14 protein-coding genes are annotated in these 20,207 nt (G+C 71.0%); 9 read left to right on the top strand and 5 right to left on the bottom strand.

Features of this window, described 5'->3' with window-relative positions:
- Positions 1 to 115 precede the first annotated feature (115 nt).
- From QU602_RS02085 to QU602_RS02095, 3 genes are read right to left on the bottom strand one after another with little or no spacing between them, the layout of a single operon-like run.
- On the bottom strand, positions 116 to 1,216 hold the full coding sequence (locus QU602_RS02085) for an ABC transporter permease (protein ID WP_308798498.1): 1,101 nt from the start codon (positions 1,214 to 1,216) through the stop codon (positions 116 to 118).
- Complete coding sequence (locus tag QU602_RS02090; protein WP_308798499.1) at positions 1,209 to 2,258, bottom strand: ABC transporter permease; 1,050 nt, start codon at positions 2,256 to 2,258, stop codon at positions 1,209 to 1,211. The genes QU602_RS02085 and QU602_RS02090 overlap by 8 nt, the downstream gene beginning before the upstream one ends.
- Positions 2,255 to 3,787: a sugar ABC transporter ATP-binding protein gene (locus tag QU602_RS02095; protein WP_308798500.1), complete on the bottom strand. Its 1,533-nt coding sequence runs from the start codon at positions 3,785 to 3,787 to the stop codon at positions 2,255 to 2,257. The genes QU602_RS02090 and QU602_RS02095 overlap by 4 nt, the downstream gene beginning before the upstream one ends.
- 419 nt (positions 3,788 to 4,206) lie before the next feature.
- On the opposite strand from QU602_RS02095, the gene QU602_RS02100 reads away from it, so the two are divergent.
- From QU602_RS02100 to gdhA, 3 genes are all read left to right on the top strand, one after another.
- A complete protein-coding gene (locus tag QU602_RS02100; RefSeq protein WP_308798501.1) occupies positions 4,207 to 10,398 on the top strand; it encodes a family 78 glycoside hydrolase catalytic domain in 6,192 nt (2,063 codons plus the stop codon).
- Positions 10,399 to 10,558: 160 nt separating this feature from the next.
- Complete coding sequence (locus tag QU602_RS02105; protein WP_308798502.1) at positions 10,559 to 11,569, top strand: LacI family DNA-binding transcriptional regulator; 1,011 nt, start codon at positions 10,559 to 10,561, stop codon at positions 11,567 to 11,569.
- A gap of 205 nt (positions 11,570 to 11,774) precedes the next feature.
- Entirely contained in the window at positions 11,775 to 13,136 is a 1,362-nt protein-coding gene (gene gdhA / locus QU602_RS02110) for an NADP-specific glutamate dehydrogenase (RefSeq protein WP_308798503.1), read from the top strand.
- Here gdhA and QU602_RS02115 read toward each other — a convergent pair.
- Positions 13,129 to 14,619, bottom strand: coding sequence for an MFS transporter (locus QU602_RS02115; RefSeq protein WP_308800249.1), 1,491 nt, complete (start codon positions 14,617 to 14,619; stop codon positions 13,129 to 13,131). The genes gdhA and QU602_RS02115 overlap by 8 nt on opposite strands.
- Positions 14,620 to 14,624: 5 nt before the next feature.
- The gene (locus tag QU602_RS02120; RefSeq protein WP_308798504.1) at positions 14,625 to 15,083 is read right to left on the bottom strand and encodes a MarR family winged helix-turn-helix transcriptional regulator; all 459 of its coding nucleotides are present in this window, start codon (positions 15,081 to 15,083) and stop codon (positions 14,625 to 14,627) included.
- Between the two features lie 80 nt (positions 15,084 to 15,163).
- Between QU602_RS02120 and QU602_RS02125 the strand changes: the two genes are divergently transcribed.
- From QU602_RS02125 to QU602_RS02150, 6 genes are all read left to right on the top strand, one after another.
- Positions 15,164 to 16,012: an alpha/beta hydrolase gene (locus QU602_RS02125; RefSeq protein ID WP_308798505.1), complete on the top strand. Its 849-nt coding sequence runs from the start codon at positions 15,164 to 15,166 to the stop codon at positions 16,010 to 16,012.
- A gap of 178 nt (positions 16,013 to 16,190) precedes the next feature.
- Positions 16,191 to 17,240, top strand: a complete 1,050-nt coding sequence (locus QU602_RS02130; protein ID WP_308798506.1) for a lipoate--protein ligase family protein — start codon at positions 16,191 to 16,193, stop codon at positions 17,238 to 17,240.
- A gap of 63 nt (positions 17,241 to 17,303) precedes the next feature.
- On the top strand, positions 17,304 to 17,621 hold the full coding sequence (locus tag QU602_RS02135) for a hypothetical protein (protein ID WP_308798507.1): 318 nt from the start codon (positions 17,304 to 17,306) through the stop codon (positions 17,619 to 17,621).
- A 105-nt stretch (positions 17,622 to 17,726) separates the two neighbouring features.
- The gene (locus tag QU602_RS02140) at positions 17,727 to 18,095 is read left to right on the top strand and encodes a hypothetical protein (RefSeq protein WP_308798508.1); all 369 of its coding nucleotides are present in this window, start codon (positions 17,727 to 17,729) and stop codon (positions 18,093 to 18,095) included.
- 58 nt (positions 18,096 to 18,153) lie between these two features.
- The gene (locus tag QU602_RS02145) at positions 18,154 to 19,050 is read left to right on the top strand and encodes a DNA-methyltransferase (protein WP_308798509.1); all 897 of its coding nucleotides are present in this window, start codon (positions 18,154 to 18,156) and stop codon (positions 19,048 to 19,050) included.
- Between the two features lie 68 nt (positions 19,051 to 19,118).
- The gene (locus QU602_RS02150) at positions 19,119 to 20,039 is read left to right on the top strand and encodes a TIGR03560 family F420-dependent LLM class oxidoreductase (RefSeq protein WP_308798510.1); all 921 of its coding nucleotides are present in this window, start codon (positions 19,119 to 19,121) and stop codon (positions 20,037 to 20,039) included.
- Positions 20,040 to 20,207 lie beyond the last annotated feature (168 nt).

Below are 20,207 nucleotides of genomic sequence, written 5' to 3' on the forward strand. Positions count from 1 at the left end.
GCGGCCGAGGCCGCGACCGCGACCACTGCTGCGAGTCGCCGTGCCTTTCGGGTCCGATTGCGAATCAACTCCATTGTTCTTCCCTTTCATTGGGCGCCCGGTGCCAGGCGCTCGCTCATCCCAAGGAGGTTGCCTGGGGAAGCTCTCTCTTGATGCGCCGATCGTGGCGCCATTTGGCGATCGCGGCGAAGATGCTCGGTGCGACGACCGACGCGATCAGCAGCGTGCCGGTGACAATGATCAGCACGACGTCGGACACACGCCCGAGCCGGAGGGCGTAGTTGATGACGCCGATGATCAGGACGCCCGCGACGACGCCGGGGATCGACCCCTTGCCGCCGAAGATCGACACGCCGCCGAGCAGCACGGCCGCGATGACCGCGAGCTCGAGTCCGCTCGCGTTGTCCGAGCGGGCGCTCGAGTAGCGCAGCGTCCAGTAGATGCCCGCGAGTGCGGAGACCGTGCCCGAGCTGACGTAGAGCCAGAACTTCGCGCGGGAGACGTTGATGCCGACGAAACGCGCCGCCTCCTTGCTGAAGCCGAGGGCGTACAGGCCCCGGCCGAACGGCGTGAAGTGGAGCAGCACGCCGAAGAACAGGATGACGATGACGACACCGATCATGACCGTCGGGATGCCCGTCGCGCCGATCTTCGAGGTGAAGAAGGCGGTCAGCTCGGGCGGGAAGTTCGCCACCGCGTTGTCGCCGATGACGACGAGCGCGAGCCCGCGGAACAGCGCGAGCGTACCGATCGTCACGGCGAGGGACGGGAGCCCGAGCACCGCCACGAGGAATCCGTTGAACGCGCCCGCGACGACGCCCGCGACCAGGCTGAGCACGAGCGCCAGCTCGATGCCGACGCCGGCCTGCCAGAGCACGCCCAGCAGCGCGCTCGTGAGCCCCGCGATGCTGGCCACCGACAGGTCGATCTCGCCGGTGATGATGATGAGCGTCATCGGCATGGCGATGAGCAGCACCGGGATCACGTCGAGCAGCAGGAAGCCGGTCGTGACCGGTGAGGCGAACCGGGGGATCGTGATCATCGCGATCACGATCGCCGCGATCAGGACGTAGATCATGGCCGCGTCGCGACCCAGCAGGATCCGTCGCCAACCGGTGCGGCCGGTGATCTCCGCCTCGATGATGCCGGCGCTCGTGGTACCGGTGCCGGGCGTGCCGGGCGTCTGGGTCGGGGCGGTCTTCACGGGTTCAGACATCTCGGGCCTCACTGATACGGAGCTTCTTCGCTGTGCGAAGGCTTGCGATGCGATCGATGACGATGGCGGCGATGATGAGCACGCCGACGATGGCCTGCTGCCAGAACTTGTCCACGCGCAGGGCCGTGAGCGCACTCGTGATCGTCGTGAGCAGGAGCGCGCCGATCGCAGCTCCGTAGACGGACCCGCTGCCGCCGAAGATCGCGACGCCGCCGACCACCGCAGCGGCGACCACGTCGAGCTCCATGCCGCTGCCGGTCGTCGCCCCGACCGAGTTGAACCGCGAGGCGTAGAGCACACCCGCGAGTCCCGCGAGCACGCCGTTCGCGAGGAAGGCGAGGAACACGCGCTTGGTGACCGGGATGCCGAACACGCGGGCCGCCTCGGGGTCGGACCCGATCGCGTACAGGTCGCGGCCGGACCGCGTGCCGGAGAGCACGACGCCGATGACGACGACCACCGCGATCGCCAGCAGGGTGATGATCGGGAATCCGAGGATCGTGTCGACGGAGAGTGCGCCGAACGCGTCGGGACGGTCGCCGGCGAAGTACTGGGTGCCGCCGGCCCACGCGTTGTTCAAGCCGCGATAGATGTAGAGCGTACCGAGCGTGATCACCAGCGCCGGAACGCCGGCGAGAGTGACGAGCAGGCCGTTGATCGCGCCGAGCACCGCGCCGAGCGCGATGCCGGCGAGGAACACCACCACGATCGGGATGCCCTCGACGTTCGCGAACAGCGAGCCGGTCATGAACGCGACGAGACCCAGGATCGACCCCACCGAGAGGTCGACGTTGCGGGTGATGATCACGATCGCCTGGCCCGCGGCGAGGATGATCATGATCGTCGCGTTGAGCAGGAGGTCTTTCGTACCCTGCGGGCTCAGGAAGAGCGGGTTCGCGGCGTACGTGACCACGACGAGGATGATGAGCGCGAGCGCGACCGGCGTCTCGCGGGCCCGGAGCACGGACCCCAGAGGCGAGGTCCGCTTGCTCGGACCGCCCGCGGCGGCCGAGCGCTCCGGCTTCAGATCGGTCGAGCTCACTTGGCTTCCTCCAGTACCGCGGTCGCGGCGTGCATGACGTTCTCGGGCGTCGCTTCCGCCCGTGGGATCACGGCGGTGACGCGACCCTCGTGCATGACGACGACACGGTCGGCCATGCCGAGGACTTCGGGCAGCTCGGACGAGATCATGAGGATCGCGATGCCGCGCCCGGCGAGGTCGGAGAGCAGGCGGTGCACCTCGGACTTCGTGCCGACGTCGATGCCGCGGGTCGGCTCGTCGACGATGAGCAGCTTCGGTTCGGTCGCGAGCCATTTCGCGAGCACGACCTTCTGCTGGTTTCCACCGGACAGTGTGGAGACCGCGTAATCGGCGGAACCGGTCTTGACCTGCAGGCGCTTGGACCACTCGCCGGCGGTCTGCCGCTCGCGGCGCCCGTTGATCAGGCCGAACCTGGCGAGCGAGTTGCGGAGCGTGAGCGCGACGTTGCGGGTGACGGAGAGGTCCATGACGAGACCCTGCTTGCGCCGGTCCTCGGGGACGAACCCGATGCCGGCGTCGATCGCGGCCTGCGGGTTGCCCGGCTTGAGCGGGCTCCCGCTCAGTTCGACCGTGCCGCCGTCGTACGGGTCGATGCCGAAGACCGCGCGAGCGACCTCGGTGCGGCCGGCGCCGACGAGGCCCGCGAGACCGACGATCTCACCCGCGCGGACCTCGAGGTCGACCCCCGAGAACACACCTGCGCGGCTGAGGTCGCGCACGCTCAGCACCACGTCGCCGATCTCGGCGGGCTCCTTGGGGAAGAGCTGGGCGATGTCGCGGCCGACCATCTCGCGCACGATCTCTTCGACGGTCGCGTTGGCGGTGTCGTGCGTCGAGATGTAGCGGCCGTCGCGCATCACGGTGATGCGGTCGGTGAGCGCGAACACCTCGTCGAACCGGTGGGAGATGAAGAGGATGCCCGCGCCGCGGTCGCGGAGGCTCCGCGCGACGGCGAACAGCCGGTCGACCTCGACGCCCGAGAGCGCCGCGGTCGGCTCGTCCATGATGAGGACCTTGGCGTCGAGCGAGATGGCCTTCGCGATCTCGATGATCTGCTGGTCGGCGATCGAGAGCCCCTCGGCGACGCGGTCCGGGTCGATCGGCACTCCGAGCTGCGCGAAGAGCTCGGCGGCACGCTTGCGCATGGTGGCGCGGCTGATGAGCCCGGCGCGGCCGCGCGGCTGGCGGCCGATGAAGATGTTCTCGGCGACCGTGAGGTCGGGGAAGAGCGTCGGCTCCTGGTAGATCACGGAGATGCCCGCGGCCTTGCTGTCGGCGACCGAGCGGAACTCGACCGGCTCGCCGCCGACGGTGAACACGCCCGCATCGGGGTGGTGCAGGCCGGCGAGGATCTTCACCAGCGTCGACTTGCCCGCACCGTTCTCGCCGACGAGCGCGTGGATCTCGCCGGCACGCAGTTCGATCGTGCCGTCGGCGAGTGCAACGACGGGCCCGAAGGTCTTCGCCGCCCCGGTGAGAGAGAGCGCCACGCGAGGTGGTTCGGTGCCGGTCGGGGACTCGGGCGTCATCGGAGCAGCCTCCACGTCGAGGGAATGAATCGTTTCATCTGATGCTACGTCCGGAAGCCGCGCTCGTCAAGCTGAAGTCGGGCCGGGCTCCGGGGCGCCGCGATCTCATCGGGCGGTCGCGCCTGGTGGGTGATTTCCGTGTGGACCCGCCATCTGCGCCCGTTCGGCGGGGATTTGCGGGTCTGCGGGCGGGCCTGCGGCGGGCTGGCGGGCGGGGGGAGGGCGGATGCATCGGCACGTCCTTGACCCTCTCATGGGGGGAATGATAGGTTGACATTTGAATCGTTTCAGGCATCGAACCGGCACCTCTTCCGCGTGTTCTTCGCCCAGCGCGTCACCCTTCGATTCACCCCGCACCTCCTGCTCGACTGCCCCGCAGCGGGCAGCACCTCCGATCAACGACGATGGGATGCACCGCGATGCCCTACGCCCGACTCAGCGCCCGCCGCACGACACGAGCCACCGCCGGGCCGCGAAGGATCCGCGTCCGGCCCGCGCTCTCCGCCCTGCTGCTCTCGTTCGCCCTCGTGGCGACCGGCGGCACGGTCGCGGCGGCCGCACCGGTCGACGCGGGCACCTCGGGACCGCGTGCCGCGGTCGACGAGGGACTGCGGCTCAGCGGGCTCCAGGTCGAGAAGAAGACCGAGCCGGTCGGCATCGACGTGGACCGGCCCCGGTTCTCCTGGATCATCGAGAGCTCGGCCCGCGGCGTGCTGCAGGAGTCGTACCGGCTGCGCCTCGCCGAGTCCGAGGCGGCCCTCAGCGCCGGCGAGACGGTCTGGGACAGCGGCGTCGTGGCGTCCGCCGAGTCGGCGAACGTGGAGTACGACGGCCCGGCGCTCGCACCCGCCACGCGGTACGTCTGGAGCGTCGAGGCCACCACGAACGCGGGCGCCGCGACCGCCGACTCGGAGTTCCGCTCGGGGTTGTTCACCGACGAGGACTGGCAGGGCAGCCAGTGGATCGGCAATGAGCGACTCGACGACCCGGACGGCGGCGAGGCGCTCACCGTCGAGGGCTCGTCCTGGATCTGGACCCCCGAGGCCACGGCCCCGGTCGCCCCGGCCGAGGAGCGCGCGTTCCGCCGCACCCTCGAGACGCCCGCCGGCAAGACGGCGACGTCGGCCGAGATCGTGATCACCGCAGACGATCTCTTCCGTCTCTTCGTGAACGGCGACACGCTCGGCGAGACCGAGGGCGCGGTGAACGAGTGGCAGCAGTCGCGTCGGTACGAGGTCGAGCTGCAGGCCGACCGCAATGTCGTCGCGGTGCTGACGAACAACGGCGAGGGCTCGCCGGCCGGCCTCATCGCCACGATCCGCGTGACCTACTCCGACGGCTCGGCGGACCTCGTCCGCACGGGCACGGACTGGAAGGCGTCGAAGGTCGTCGAGCCCGGCTTCGCCGAGCCCGACTTCGACGACTCAGCCTGGGGTGCGGCCGCCGTGCACGCCACGTACGGCTCCGGCCCCTGGGGCTCCGGCGTCCGCGCGCCGGTCGCCGATCCGAATCCCGCGCCGCTGCTGCGCAAGGAGTTCGACCTCAGCGCCGGCGTCCGCCAGGCCACGGTCTTCGTCGCGGCCGGAGGGTACGCCGACGTCACGCTGAACGGCGAGCCGATCAGTGCAGACGTGCTCTCGCCCGGGTTCACCGACTTCGACGACACCGCACAGTACGTCGCCACCGATGTCACCTCGCTGCTCGAGGCCGGCACGAACGCGATCGGTGTCGAGCTCGGCCGCGGCTTCTACGGCATGACCGGATCGAACGTCTGGTGGTGGGAGTCGCCGCCGTGGCACGACGAGCCGGTGGTCCGCGCGCTGCTGCGGGTCGAGTTCGCCGACGGCACGGTGCAGCACGTCGTCACCGACGACAGCTGGCGCATCGCCGACGGCCCGACCGTCTTCGACGACCTCTTCGGGGGCGAGACCTACGACGCGGGCGCCGTGCAACCCGGCTTCGACACCGTGGGCTTCGACGACGGTGCGTGGGCGTCGGCGACCGAGACCACGGGCCCTGCTGGCGTGCTCGTCAACCAGCGCCAGCAGCCCATCCGGATCACCGAGGAGCTGCCGGCGGTCGAGATCACCGAGCCCGCCGACGGCACCTACATCGTCAAGTTCCCGCGCGTGATCGCCGGCTGGGTCGAGTACACGGTCGAGGGGCCGGCGGGCACCACGATCCGCGCCCAGGCGGCGGAGAAGCTGCGCGCGAACGGCCGGCTGAACGCCGACAACAACGGCGGGTTCGGCTCGGGGTTCCAGACCGACCGGTTCATCCTCGCCGGGACCGGCGAGCCCGAGACCTGGGAGCCGAGCTTCTCCTACAAGGGCTTCCAGTACATCGAGGTGACCGGCTGGCCCGAGGGCGACGAACCCGAGCTCGCCGACTTCACGGCGAAGGTCGTGCACACCGATGCCGACGAATGGGGCACGTTCGAGTCATCCGAGCCGATCATGAACCGCGTCCACCGCGCGGTGGTGGACACGCTCAAGAACAACATCCACGGCATCCCGACCGACACCCCGATGTTCGAGAAGAACGGCTGGACGGGCGACGCCGCCGTCGGCGCCGAGATGTTCATGATGAACCTCGACACGCACGAGCTGTTCGCCAAATGGATGCGCGACGTGCACGAGAGCCGCGACGAGAACGGCGCCCCGTACGTGATCGCGCCGAGCTCGAGCGACTGGGGCCAGTGGGGCGTGAACCCCATCTGGCACTCGGCGTACGTCATGATCCCGTGGTGGCTCTACCAGTACGGCGGCGACGAGCGCGTGATCGCCGAGCAGTACGACGGCATGCAGGCCTACGTCGACCTCGAGTTCGGCCGTTCGGCGAACGGACTCGTGACGAACCCGCGCCTCGGCGACTGGGTCAGCCCCGAGGCGAGCCCGGCCGGCGGCAACGCGCCGGAGGACACGCGCGTATCGAACACCGCCTACCTCTACGAGATGCTCGTGTCGATGCAGCGCACCGCGGAGCATCTCGGGAAGAGCGACGACGCGGCCCGGTTCGCCGCGAACGCCGAGACCGTGAAGGCGACCTTCAACGCCACATTCCTCGATGAGGCCGCCGGCCACTACCGGGGCGTGGGCGACCGCGGCTACCGGCAGACGCACAACGTGCTCGCGCTCGCGTTCGGGCTCACGCCCGACGACCAGACGGCCGAGCGCGTGGCCGCGAGCCTCGTGGCCGACATCGACGCGAAGGGCCGCAAGCTCAACACGGGCGTGGCCGGCACCAAGTACCTGCTGCCCGTGCTCAGCGAGTTCGGTTACGCCGACGTGGCGTTCGACCTCGCCGTCGAGACCGCGTACCCCAGCTGGGGCTACATGATCGAGAACGGCGGCACCTCGATGTGGGAGCACTGGTCGCTCGAGTCGCGCTCGCTCGGCCACTACTTCCTCGGCACGGTCGACGACTGGTTCTATCACGGCGTCGCCGGCATCAGGCCGTCCGTCGACGACGGCTACCGCACGATCGACATCGCACCGGTGGTCACCGATCAGATGGACTGGGCGCGCGCCGAGACGCAGACCCCCTACGGCCCGGTCCGCGTGGACTGGGAGTCCCGCGACGGCGTGCTCGAGCTCGCGACGCACGTGCCGGTCGGCTCGACGGCGCGCGTGACGCTGCCCGCCGAGAACCGCTGGGCCGCGACCGAGGGCGGGCTCCCGCTCGACGAGGTCGAGGGCGTGGTCGGCGTCGAGGAGCTCGCGGGTGAGCTCGTCGTGACCGTCGGCTCGGGCGACTACGCCTTCGAGGTCGACGAGCGCGCGGGCGCCGTCGGCACGGTGTTCGCCGAGCTCGAGCGGTTCGCCGCGGCCGTGCAGGCCGCGCACGACGCCGGCGACCTCGGCGCCGACGCGTACGGTGACCTGCTGGCGCGCGTCGACGAGGCGCGAGACCATGTCGCCGGTGCGCTGAACGCGCTCGCCGACGGCGAGATCGCCGCCGCCGAACGGCTCGCGGCCGTCTCCGGCACGCTCGACGAGATCGATGGTCGGCTCCGGGGCGACGACGTCGCCGAGCCGGCGCGCACCGCGCTCGCCCAGGCCGCGCAGACGGTTCGCGACACGCACGGCGTCGCGGTGAGCGCGCTGCTCTCGGTCGGGGTGAGCGCCGAGCCGGTCGCCGCCGCATCCAAGCCGGGCGAGTCCGGCGCGGTCGCGGTGCGCGTGACGAACGGCGGCGACGCCGGGCTCACCGAGGTGGCCGCGTGGCTCGCCGATCTGCCCGAGGGCTGGCTCGAGGCATCCGCCGACCCGATCGTCCCGATCGCCGACGAGCTCGCGGCCGGCGCGGACGGCGCCGCGGAGCTGCCGTTCACGGTGCCGGTCGACACGGCTCCGGGATCCGTGCCGGGCGCGGCCGAGGTCGGCTATCTGTTCGCGGGTCACGCGATCGCGTTCCCGACGTCCTTCGCGCTGACTGTCGACTCCCCGGTCGCCTTCACGGATGCGCGGTTCGACCCCGCCACGGTCGAACCGGGTGCCGCGACGGCGCTCGTGGCCACGATCGAGAACACCGGCACGACGCCGGCGGCCGGCGAGGTCGCGGTGACGGCGCCGGACGGCTGGGTGCAGCCGCTGCCGAGTGCGACGGTCGTCGTGCCAGCGGGTGGGCAGACCGAGGTGCGGGTGCCGGTGTTCGTCCCGCTCGGCTCGCCGTCGTCCGGCGCGCGCGCCGGCTTCGACGTGGCGTTCGTGCGCGACGGCGCGACGTTCGCGACGACGAGGGCCGAGCTCACGGTCGACCTGGCCCCGGTCACCGAGGTGCCCGACGGCTACGACCACCTCGATCTCGGCGTGCCGGCCGACGAGCAGGCGCACGGCCTCACGGCGTCGGCCTCGTCGGGCATCAACACCGAGGCCGGGCTCACGAGGCGGTACGCCGGTCACCTCACCGACTTCTCGTTCTTCGAGTTCGACATGGCCGTGGTGGCGGGCGAGCCGTTCGCGATCCGCGCGATCGAGACCTACGACCGGGCGCAGACAAAGCGGTACAAGGTCTACATCGACGGCGAGGAGGCGCATCTGCGCCAGTACTCGCACACGACCGGCGTCGGGACCGAGACGTTCGAGTTCGTGGCGCCCGAGACGCCAGACGCCTCGAGCGTGCGCGTGCGGTTCGAGACGCAGGACGACCACAGCTTCTACGACCCGTCGATCGCCGACGTGTGGACGCTGCCGGTCGCGCCCGACACGACCGCACCTCAGCTGGTGCTGCGCACCGATCCGTCGGCGCCGGACGCGACGACCGGCTGGTTCACCCAGGCGCCCGTGAGCGTCTCGATGGCGGCGCGCGACGATCGCGACGCCGACGAGCAGGTCGAGATCGAGTACGCGATCGACGGTGCGGCGGCGCAGGCGTACGGGTCACCGGTCGGGTTCGCCGACGACGGCGACTTCGAGGTCGTGGCGCGCGCCACCGACCGGGCTGCCAACGTCTCCGACGACGTGCGCCTTCCGGTCCGCATCGACACGGTTGCGCCCGAGGCGACGGCGACGCTCGGCGACGAGTTCGTCGACGGCGAGGCGATCGGTTCCGGCACGGTGACGTTCCAGGCGACGGATGCCACGTCCGGGGTCCGCTCGATCGAGTCCCGAGTCGGCGACGGCGCCTGGGTCGAGGGCGACACGCTCACGATCGACCGGCCGGGCGAGCACCGCATCGAGTACCGCGCGATCGACGTCGCGGGCAACGTCGGCGCGACCCGGTCGGTCGACGTCACCGTCACCGCTCCCGACGTCACGGCGCCGACCGTCTCGCTCGAGGTCTCGAACCCCGGCACCGGCGGCTGGCACGTCGGGGGCGCGACGGCGACGCTCACCGCGACCGACGCCGAGAGCGGCGTCGCGACGATCGAGTACCGTCTCGACGGCGGCGACTGGACGGCCTACACCGCGCCGGTCGCGCTGGCCGACGGCCGTCACGTGTTCGAGTACCGCGCGACGGATGTCTCGGGCAACGTCAGCCCGGTCGGCTCGCGCACGATCGAGGTCGACGCCACGGCACCGGTCGTGTGGGGCTGGCTCTCCGACTCGGGCCGCGTGAGCGTGCTCGCCTCTGACGCGGGCTCCGGCATCGAGCGCATCGAGTACTCGGCCGACGGCGCCACGTGGGTAGCCGGTCTCGAACGTCTCGTCGCCACGACGCCGGCTCCCGACGCCCTGCTCGTGCGCACGATCGATCGGGCGGGCAATACGTCGGCCGAGCTGGCGCTCGACCGCACGGCGGCGCCCACGCCCGTCGACCTCGAGCCGGGCGCGCAGGTGCTCGTCGAGGCGAGCGGGTTCGAGCCTGGCGTGCAGGTCCGCATCGAGCTGCACTCCGACCCGGTGCTGCTCGCGACCGCGACCGCGAGTGCCGCCGGTGTCATCGCGGCGTATGCGACGGTCCCGGCCGGCCTGCCCGCCGGTCAGCACACCCTCGTGCTCGTACCCGTGGCTGCCGACGGCGGCCCGGGCGGCGGCGCCGTCGAGGTGCCGGCCAACGTGATCGCCTCGACCGGCTTCGACGCCGTCGTGTGGATCGGGGCGGTCATCGTGCTGCTCCTCGTCGGCGCGGCGGCGGTGTTCTTCGCCCGCCGCAGGCGGCGGGTCTGATGTGCGCCGTTCCTACCATCAGCGCCGGTCCGGTCGCCGCGGGCGACCGGGCCGGCCGGCTTGGTAGAGTCCGATCCGACGGTGGTCGTGCCGTGGTGCCGCGGGGCGTGGACAGAGACGCCCACCGAGTCGGCGTCGACAGAGGAAACAGGGGTGCCGCGTGGTCGTGAGTGTGCGCGACGTCGCGGCAGCGGCGTCGGTGTCCGTCGGCACCGTCTCGAACGTGCTGAACCGGCCCGAGAAGGTCGCGCCGGCCACGGTCGAGCGCGTGCTCGCGGCGATCGAGCAGCTCGGGTTCGTGCGCAATGACGCCGCCCGGCAGTTGCGGGCCGGCCGGAGCCGCTCGATCGGCCTCGTGGTGCTCGACGTGCGCAACCCGTTCTTCACCGACGTCGCGCGAGGTGCCGAGGACCGTGCCGCCGAAGACGGGTACACGGTGCTGCTCGGCAATACCGACGACAATGCCGACCGCGAGGCGGCCTACGTCGACCTGTTCGAAGAGCAGCGCGTGCGCGGCGTGCTCATCTCGCCGATGACCGACGACCCGGCCCGGCTCGAACGCCTGCGCGATCGGGGCACACCCGTCGTGCTGGTCGACCGGCAGGCGGGCGACCGCGTCTTCTCGTCGGTCGCGGTCGACGACGTGGTGGGCGGCACGGTCGCCGTGCGGCACCTGCTCGAGTCGGGCCGGCGCCGCATCGCGTTCGTGGGTGGGCCCCGGAGCATCCGTCAGGTCACCGACCGTCTGGACGGCGCGCGTCGCGCCGTCGCCGAGGTGCCGGATGCCTCGCTCGAAGTGATCGAGACCGATTCGCTGACCGTGCTGCAGGGGCGCGCGGCGGGCGAGCTCATCCGCGAGCGCGAGCCGGCCGAGCGCCCCGACGCGATCTTCGCCGCGAACGACCTGCTCGCGATGGGCGTGCTGCAGGCGCTCATGATGCTCGGCACCGTCCGCGTCCCCGAAGACATCGCGCTCATCGGCTACGACGACATCGACTTCGCGCGCGCGGCCGTCGTGCCGCTGTCGTCGATCCGCCAGCCCGCCGCACTGATCGGCTACACCGCGGTTGACCTGCTCTTGAAGGAGGCCGCGGGCGGCGGCGAGGCCGAGCGGGAACAGATCGTGTTCCAGCCCGAGCTCGTCGTGCGCGACTCGACGCGCGGGCGGTAGACGCGGAGCTTCGAACACCGAACGGTCGCAGATGGCGGGTGGTTCGCGACAGAACCCGCCATCCGCGACCGTTCGACGGCGTCGACGTCACTCGGCCGTCAGCGGCGGGCGACGTCATCCGGGTCGATCGCTCGGTAATGTGGAGATTTCGCGCGCTGCGGCCCGATTCGCCGCGCGGCGTCGCGTTGAGAGAGGAATCACCCACGTGGCACAGAACCACTCCGCGATCGAGCACGTCTACGAGCAGGTGCTCGCCCGCAACCCCGGCGAGGCCGAGTTCCATCAGGCGGTCCGCGAGGTCTTCGACTCGCTCGACCGTGTGCTCGAGCGGAATCCGCATTACGTGCAGGCCTCGATCCTCGAGCGGCTGTGCGAGCCCGAGCGGCAGATCATCTTCCGGGTGCCGTGGGTCGACGACGCGGGCCGCGTGAACATCAACCGCGGCTTCCGGGTGCAGTTCAACTCGGCGCTCGGCCCGTACAAGGGCGGGCTGCGCTTCCACCCGAGCGTGCTGCTCGGCACCGTGAAGTTCCTCGGCTTCGAGCAGATCTTCAAGAACGCCCTCACCGGCATGCCCATCGGCGGCGGCAAGGGCGGCAGCGACTTCGACCCCAAGGGCAAGTCCGACGGCGAGATCATGCGGTTCTGCCAGTCGTTCATGCTCGAGGCGCATCGGCACCTCGGTGAGTACACCGACGTGCCCGCGGGCGACATCGGGGTCGGCGCCCGCGAGATCGGGTACCTCTTCGGCCAGTACAAGCGCATGACGAACCGGTACGAGTCGGGCGTCCTCACCGGCAAGGGGCTCACCTGGGGTGGCTCGCTCGTGCGCACCGAGGCGACCGGGTACGGCACGGCGTTTTTCACGCAGCACATGCTCGAGACGCGTGGCCGGTCGTTCGACGGGGCTCAGGTGCTCGTCTCCGGCGCCGGCAACGTCGCGATCTACGCCGTCGAGAAGGTGCAGGAGCTCGGCGGCAAGGTGGTCGGCGTCTCCAACTCGGCGGGAGCGGTGCACGACCCCGACGGGATCGACCTCGAGCTGCTGCGCGACGTCAAGGAGCGCCGCCGCGAGAGCGTCTCCGTCTACGCCGAGGAGCGTGGCGGCCGGGCGACGTTCCGGCCAGGGGCATCCGTCTGGGAGATCGCGAGCGCCGAGCGCATCGACGTCGCGCTGCCCTGCGCGACGCAGAACGAGCTGACCGAGGCGCACGCGCGCGGCCTCGTCGCGAGCGGCGTGGTCGCGGTCGCCGAGGGTGCGAACATGCCCGCGACGCCCGACGCGATCCGGGTGTTCCGCGAGGCGAACGTGCTCTTCGGGCCGGGCAAGGCCGTCAACGCCGGCGGCGTCGCGACGAGCGCGCTCGAGATGCAGCAGAACGCGTCGCGCGACTCGTGGACGTTCGAGCACACCGAGGAGCGGCTCGCCGAGATCATGGCCGGGATCCACGAGCGCACGGCGTCGACCGCTGAGGAGTACGGGGCGCCCGGCGACTACGTCGTGGGCGCGAACATCGCGGGCTTCACGCGCGTCGCCGACGCGATGCTCGCGCTCGGCGTCATCTGAGGCGGAGGCCGGTCGGCGCGGTTCCGGTCGCGCCGACCGTGTCGTCTTCGGTGACGGATGCCTCGTCGGGCGCGGCCGTGACGGATGCCTCGTCGGTGACGGATGCCCGCTGACTGACAGCAGGCTTGGCCGGGACGGATGCTCCGCTCGGTGCCGATGCTGCGGTCGGCGCCGAGGCTTCGGCGTCGACGACCTGTACGGGCATCGTCGGGGTGATCGCGATGGCGGCCGTCGGCGTCTCGGTGAAGCTGAGCGCGGGCGCCCACCGCCGCTCGGGGTGCCGACCCAGCCGCATGCCGCGCGCCACGACGAGCCAGACGAGGCCGATCACGGCGGCGATGCCCGCCGCGATCGCCGCGAGCCCGAGGCCCCAGCGCGGACCCCACTCGTTCGCGACCGCGCCGATGATCGGCGCGCCGATGGGCATACCGCCCGCGAGGATCGCCATGTAGATCGCCATGACGCGGCCGCGCAGCAACGGCTCGGTCGTCGTCTGCACGTACCCGTTCGCCGTCGTGAGAATGGTCACGGCGCCGAACCCGATCAGCACGGTCGACGCGGCGAAGAGCCAGTACGTCGGCATGAGCGCCGCGGTCAGTGCGGCGACGCCGAAGAACGCGGTCGCGAGGATGATGACCCGCATGCGGGCCCGCTCACGACGAGCGGCGAGCAGCGCTCCGGTCAGCGAGCCGATCGCGATGATCGAGTTCAGCAGGCCGTAGTCGCCGGCACCGCGCCCGAACTCGACCGCCATGGTCGAGGAGAAGATCGGGAAGTTCATGCCGAACGCGCCGATCAGGAACACCATCGCGAACACGACCACGAGGTCGGGCCGCCGCCACGCGTACCGGAACCCGGCGACGAACGCGCCGCGTTGCTGCGGCGCGCGCGTCAGGCGCCGGACCGGCCGGCGCAGGAGGACGATGAGCGCGCCGATCACGGCGAGGAAGGTCGCGGCGTTGATGATGAACACCCAGCCCGAGCCGACCACCACGATCAGCAGGCCGGCGACGGCCGGACCGATCATGCGCGCGGCGTTGAACGAGGCCGAGTTCAGGGCGACCGCGTTCGACATGTCGCGGCCCGAGACGAGGTCGGAGACGAAGGTCTGGCGCGCGGGGTTGTCGACCGCGGTCACGATGCCGAGGAGGGTCGCGAAGACGTAGAGGTGCCACAGCTCGGCGCGGCCCGAGAGCAGCAGCAGGCCGAGCGCGAGGCCGAGCAGCATCAGCGCCGACTGCGTCGCGATCAGGATCTTGCGCCGGTCGAACCGGTCGGCGATGAGCCCCGTGACCGGTACGAGCAGCAGCTGCGGGGCGAACTGGAGGGCGACCGTGAAGCCCACCGCGAGCGCATCGTTGTCGCTCAGCTCGGTGAGCACGACCCAGTTCTGGGCGGTGGCCTGCATCCAGGCGCCGACGTTGGAGACGAGCGCGCCGATGAACCAGATGCGGTAGTCGATGTGGGCGAGTGAACGGAACATGGTGGTCACTGGTCGGCGAGCCTCCTGAGGATCGTGGTGGCCTTGGCGAGCGTCTCGCGTTCGTCAGGGGTCAGGGCGGTGTAGCGCTTCGCGATCCAGGCGTCGCGGCGGCGGCGGGTCTCGCGGATGATCGCGGCCCCCTCGGGCGTCGCGCGGAGCAGGACCTTCCGCCCGTCGTCGGGCGAGGCCTCTCGGGTCGCGTAGCCGGCGCCGACCAGCCAGTTCACCGTGCGGTTCATGGAGGGCGGGGTGACCCGCTCGAGCTCGGCGATGCGGCCGAGCGTGATCGGACCCTCGGTCGTGATCCAGCCGAGCGCGGCGAGCTGCGTCGCGCTGATGTCGGTGTCGGCGCGCTCCTGGCGGAGCCGTCTCGCGACGCGCATGACCGCGAGGCGGAACTCGGTGCTCTGCTCCGCGAGCGTCGGGCGACGCGAGCGCGCGGGCGCGGTCAGGGTGTCGGTCATACCCTTAGCCTAACTAATGAGCGGCGCTAATGATTCCTGGCTTCTCGGCTCAGCGATGTGCGCGGGTGCAGAATGTGCCCATGGCGACCTTCACCGATCCGCACGGCGTGCGCATCCACTACTCGTCGTGGCGGGTGGCCGAGCCCGTGGCCGCCGTGCAGCTCGTGCACGGGGTCGGCGAGCACATCGGCCGGTACGGGCGGCTGATCGAGGCGCTCAACGCCGCCGGGTACTCGGTGTGGGCCGACGACCACCGCGGTCATGGGCAGACCGGATTCGAGCAGCACGGCGGCGACCTCACGCGGATGGGCCGGCTCGGCCCGGGCGGACTGCGCGCCGCGGTCGCGGCGGTCGAACAGTTCACCGGCGTCATCCGCGAGGCCGAGGGCGACGAGCTGCCGCTCATCCTGCTCGGCCACTCGTGGGGCTCGCTCATGGCGCAGATCATCGTGAACCGCCACGCCGACCGGTACGACGCGGTCGTGCTCACCGGCACGGCCTACCGCACCGTGCGGCACATGGACGGGGGCGATCTCAACCGACGGCACGCGCATCTCGGGTCGACGGGCGTGGAGTGGCTCAGCCGCGACCCGTCCGTCGCCGCCGAGTTCACCGCCGACCCGTACACGACCGAGAAGCGGCTGCAGCGGCTGTTCGGCCTCGCCGACGCTGCGCGCCTGCTGGGCCGCCCCGCCCGCGGGCTGCCGCGCGAGCTGCCCGTGCTCATCGTGGTCGGCTCCGACGACACGCTCGGCGGCGAGGAGAGCGCCCGCAGACTGGCCGAGGCGTACGTGCGGCGCTCGGGTCTCATCGACGTCGAGGTCATCGTCTACGACGGCGCCCGCCACGAGGTGTTCAACGAGACCAACCAGGCCGAGGTCCGCGCCGACCTCATCGCCTGGCTCGACGCCCGCTTCGCCGTCGATTGACCTCCGCCCGCTCGCGCTGTGTCGCGCTCCCGCCGCATCAGTTCATCGAGCGGTCGCGGATGGCGGGTGTCGCGCGATCCGACCCGCCATGCGCGACCGTTCGATGAACGCCGGCGCGCGTGCTGTTCGGTGCGCGCGGCCCGGGCCTGAGGCATCCGCTCGCCGTAGGCTGTCCCTCATGCACGGCGAGTACAAGGTCCCCGGTGGCAAGCTCGTGGTCGTCGACTTCGACGTGGTCGACGGCCTCATCCGGAATCCGCGCGTCGCGGGCGACTTCTTCCTCGAGCCCGACGAGGCGCTCGACGACCTGAACCGCGCGCTCGACGGCCTGCCCGAGGCATCCGATGCGAAGCAGATCGCCGAGGCGATCTCGGCCGGGCTGCGACCCGATGCCGTCATGCTCGGGTTCTCGGCCGAGGCGGTCGCGGTCGCGGTGCGGCGCGCGCTGACGAACGCGCGCACCTGGGCGGACTACGAGTGGGAGCTCGTGCACGACGCCGCGGTGTCGCCGCGACTGCACCTCGCCCTCGACGAGGTGCTCGCGACCCGGGTCGGCGAGGGGCGCCGCAAGCCCACACTGCGCATCTGGGAGTGGGACGAATCCGCCGTCGTCATCGGCTCGTTCCAGTCGGTCACGAACGAGGTGGACGCCGAGGGCGCCGAGAAGTACGGGTTCGACGTCGTGCGCCGCATCTCGGGCGGCGGCGCGATGATGATGGAGCAGGGCAACGTCGTCACCTACTCGCTGTACGTGCCGGCCGAGCTCGTGCAGGGCATGAGCTTCGCCGACTCGTACGCCTATCTCGACGACTGGGTGCTGCAGGGGCTCCGGGCGATCGGCATCGAGGCCACGTATCAGCCGCTGAACGACATCGCGAGCCCGCTCGGCAAGATCGGCGGCGCCGCGCAGAAACGTCTCGGGTCGGGCGGCGTGCTGCACCACGTGACCATGGCGTACGACCTCGACAACGAGAAGATGCTCGAGGTGCTGCGCATCGGCCGCGAGAAGATCAGCGACAAGGGCATCGCGAGCGCGGCGAAGCGGGTCGACCCGCTGCGGTCGCAGACCGGGCTCAGCCGGGCGGCCATCATCGAGAGCCTCAAGCAGACGTTCACGTCGCTCTACGGGGCGACCCCCGGCGCCGTGACCGCCGACGAGTTCGCCGAGGCCGAACAGCTCGTGGAGACGAAGTTCTCGACGCGCGAGTGGCTGCACCGCGTCCCCTGAAGTTCACCTGGGTAATGCCCGGGTGCTGAGGAACGGTCGGGTGGCCTTCGTTAGACTCGCCGGGTGGAGTGGTGGATCTGGGTGGTGATCGCGGTCGCGATCGTCGCCGTCGGCTGGCTGGCGCAGCGCGCCGGCTGGATCGACCTCTCCGACAAGACCAAGCGCGGCGGCACCGCCGGCGGTGTGCTCATGATCGGCGACGAGGTGTTCGCGCCGCGCAAGTACGAGGCGCAGGTCGAGGCCGACCGGCAGAGCCGGCTCCCCGCGCCCGCACCGCTGCCCGGTGACGGCGACAAGGGCATCGCCTTCGCGTCGGCCGACGCCGACGACGACGATCCCGACCGGTTCCGCGGCCGCATCCGCCTCGACGTCGACCGCTGACCCGTCGGCCGTCAGGCCGATCGTCGGCTCCTCAGGTGGCTCATAGGCCCATTCGGGATATTACTATCCTCGCGACAGATCGTGGCGAGAGAAAGGGACCGGATCATGAAGCGCATCACGCGGGCGCTCATCGGGGCCGCGCTCGGGGCGGGACTGCCGCTGACGGGGGGCCTCGTCGCCATCGCCGCCGAGGACACCGCGGCGGTCGTCGAGTCGGGAAATGCATGCCAGTCCGAGCTCACGATGACCGAGCGCACCGCCGGGTACGTCGAGTATGAGCTGACGGCCACCTGCCTGCAGCTCGAACTGCGGGTGCAGGCCCGTGCCGTCACCACGTTCGAGAGCGCCGACGGGGTGCGGCGCGAGGTCGCCACCTCGTGGATCACGCGTGCGCCGGGCTCGGCGGGTACCACCATCGTGACGCAGGCCAGGGCCGTGGACACGCGCATCGAGTATCGTCGCAGCCCAGCCTGAGGCGTCGCCACGGCGCGGGGCGCGACGCGCTCGCTCCCCGCGCTGGCAGACTGGGCGCGTGGCGCTCGACGGACCCGACCGCATCATCCATGCGGACAACCTCGACGTGCTGCCGACCCTGCCCGACGGCGCGTTCACGCTCGTCTATCTCGACCCGCCGTTCAACACCGGGCGTCCGCAGACCAGGCAGTCCGTCCGGCATGTACGGCTCGATGGGCATACGGCTCCGGCCGAGGCATCCGCCCTCGCCGTCACCGGCTTCGGCGGCCAACGGTACGAACGGATCCGGGGCGACCTCATGCGATACGACGACCGGTTCGACGACTACTGGGGCTTCCTCGAGCCGAGGCTGACCGAGGCATGGCGGCTGCTCGCTGACGACGGCACGCTGTACCTGCATCTCGACTACCGCGAAGCGCACTACGCGAAGGTGTTGCTCGACGCGCTGTTCGGCCGCGAGTGCTTCCTCAACGAGATCATCTGGGCGTACGACTACGGCGCGAAGACCCGCAGCCGCTGGCCCGCGAAACACGACACGATCCTCGTGTACGTGAAAGACCCCGGCCGGTACTGGTTCGACTCCGCCGCGGTCGACCGCGAGCCGTACATGGCGCCCGGCCTGGTGACGCCCGAGAAGGCCGAGCTCGGCAAACTGCCGACCGATGTGTGGTGGCACACGATCGTGTCGCCGACCGGGCGTGAGAAGACGGGGTATCCGACGCAGAAGCCCGAGGGCGTGCTGCGGCGCATCGTGCAGGCATCGACCAGGCCGGGCGACTGGGTGCTGGACTTCTTCGCCGGATCGGGCACGACCGGGGCCGTGGCCGCGACGCTCGGCCGGCGATTCGTGCTCGTGGATCAGAACCCCGAGGCGATCGAGGTCATGCGCGCCCGCTTCGCCGCGACGCCGGACGTGGTCTTCGAGATCGCAGCCCCGGGCGAGGCATCCGCCTGAACCCGACGTATCACGCCGCGTGACGCACGTCACGGAGCGCCGCCCGAGCGGTGCGAGATGATGGCGGGATGAGATTCCGGGTGTTCACCGAGCCGCAGATCGGCGCGTCCTACCGGCAGCAACTCGACCTCGCGCTCGCCGCGGAGCGGCTCGGGTTCGACGCGTACTTCCGCAGTGATCACCTGCTCGCACAGTCCGGGAACGGGCTGCCCGGGCCGACGGACTCGTGGGTCACGCTCGGCGCGCTCGCACGTGAGACGTCGACGATCCGGCTCGGCACGCTCGTCACGAGCCTCACGTTCCGGCACCCGGGCCTGCTCGCGATCCAGGTCGCGCAGGTCGACGAGATGAGCGGTGGCCGGATCGAGTTCGGCCTCGGCACCGGCTGGCACGAGGGGGAGCACCGCGCGTACGGAATCCCGTTCCCCGCGAAGCGGTTCGGCCGTCTCGAGGAGCAGCTCGAGATCGTGACCGGCCTGTGGTCGACGCCCATCGGTTCGACCTTCTCCTTCGCCGGCGAGCACTACGAGCTCGAGGACGCGCCCGCTCTGCCGAAGCCCGTGCAGCAGTCCGTGCCAGTGATCATCGGCGGCGGTGGGCCGACCCGCACCCCGGCTCTCGCCGCGCGCTTCGCACATGAGTTCAATGTGCCGTTCCGGTCCGACGAGGTGATCGCGGCGCAGTTCGCGCGCGTGCGCGCCGCGGCCGAGGCGGCCGGCCGCGACCCGGGATCGCTCGTGTACTCGACCGCGCTCACGACCGTCGCCGGTGCGAGCGAGGCCGAGTTCCTGCGCCGCGCCGAGCGCGTGGACCGCGACCCCGCCCAGTTGCGGACGTCTGGCATCGGCGGCACGACGCAGCAGGTCATCGACCGCATCGCGGGCGTCGCCGAACTCGGCGCCGAGACGCTGTACCTCCAGGTGCTCGACTTCGACGACCCCGACCTGCTCGACTACCTCGCCGAGGATGTGTTGCCGCACGTCCCCTGACCCGCGCCACTGCCTGCCCCGCCCCGCCCCGCCCCGATCCGACCCGACCCGCCCCGATCCGACCCGACCCCACTCGACCCGATCCGCCCCAACCCGCCGAGTGTGAACGATATGCGCCGAGTGATGACGAAACGACGGTCACACCGACGCGTTTCGTCATCACTCGGC

This window comes from Agromyces protaetiae (assembly GCF_030866785.1).
Classification (GTDB): domain Bacteria; phylum Actinomycetota; class Actinomycetes; order Actinomycetales; family Microbacteriaceae; genus Agromyces; species Agromyces silvae.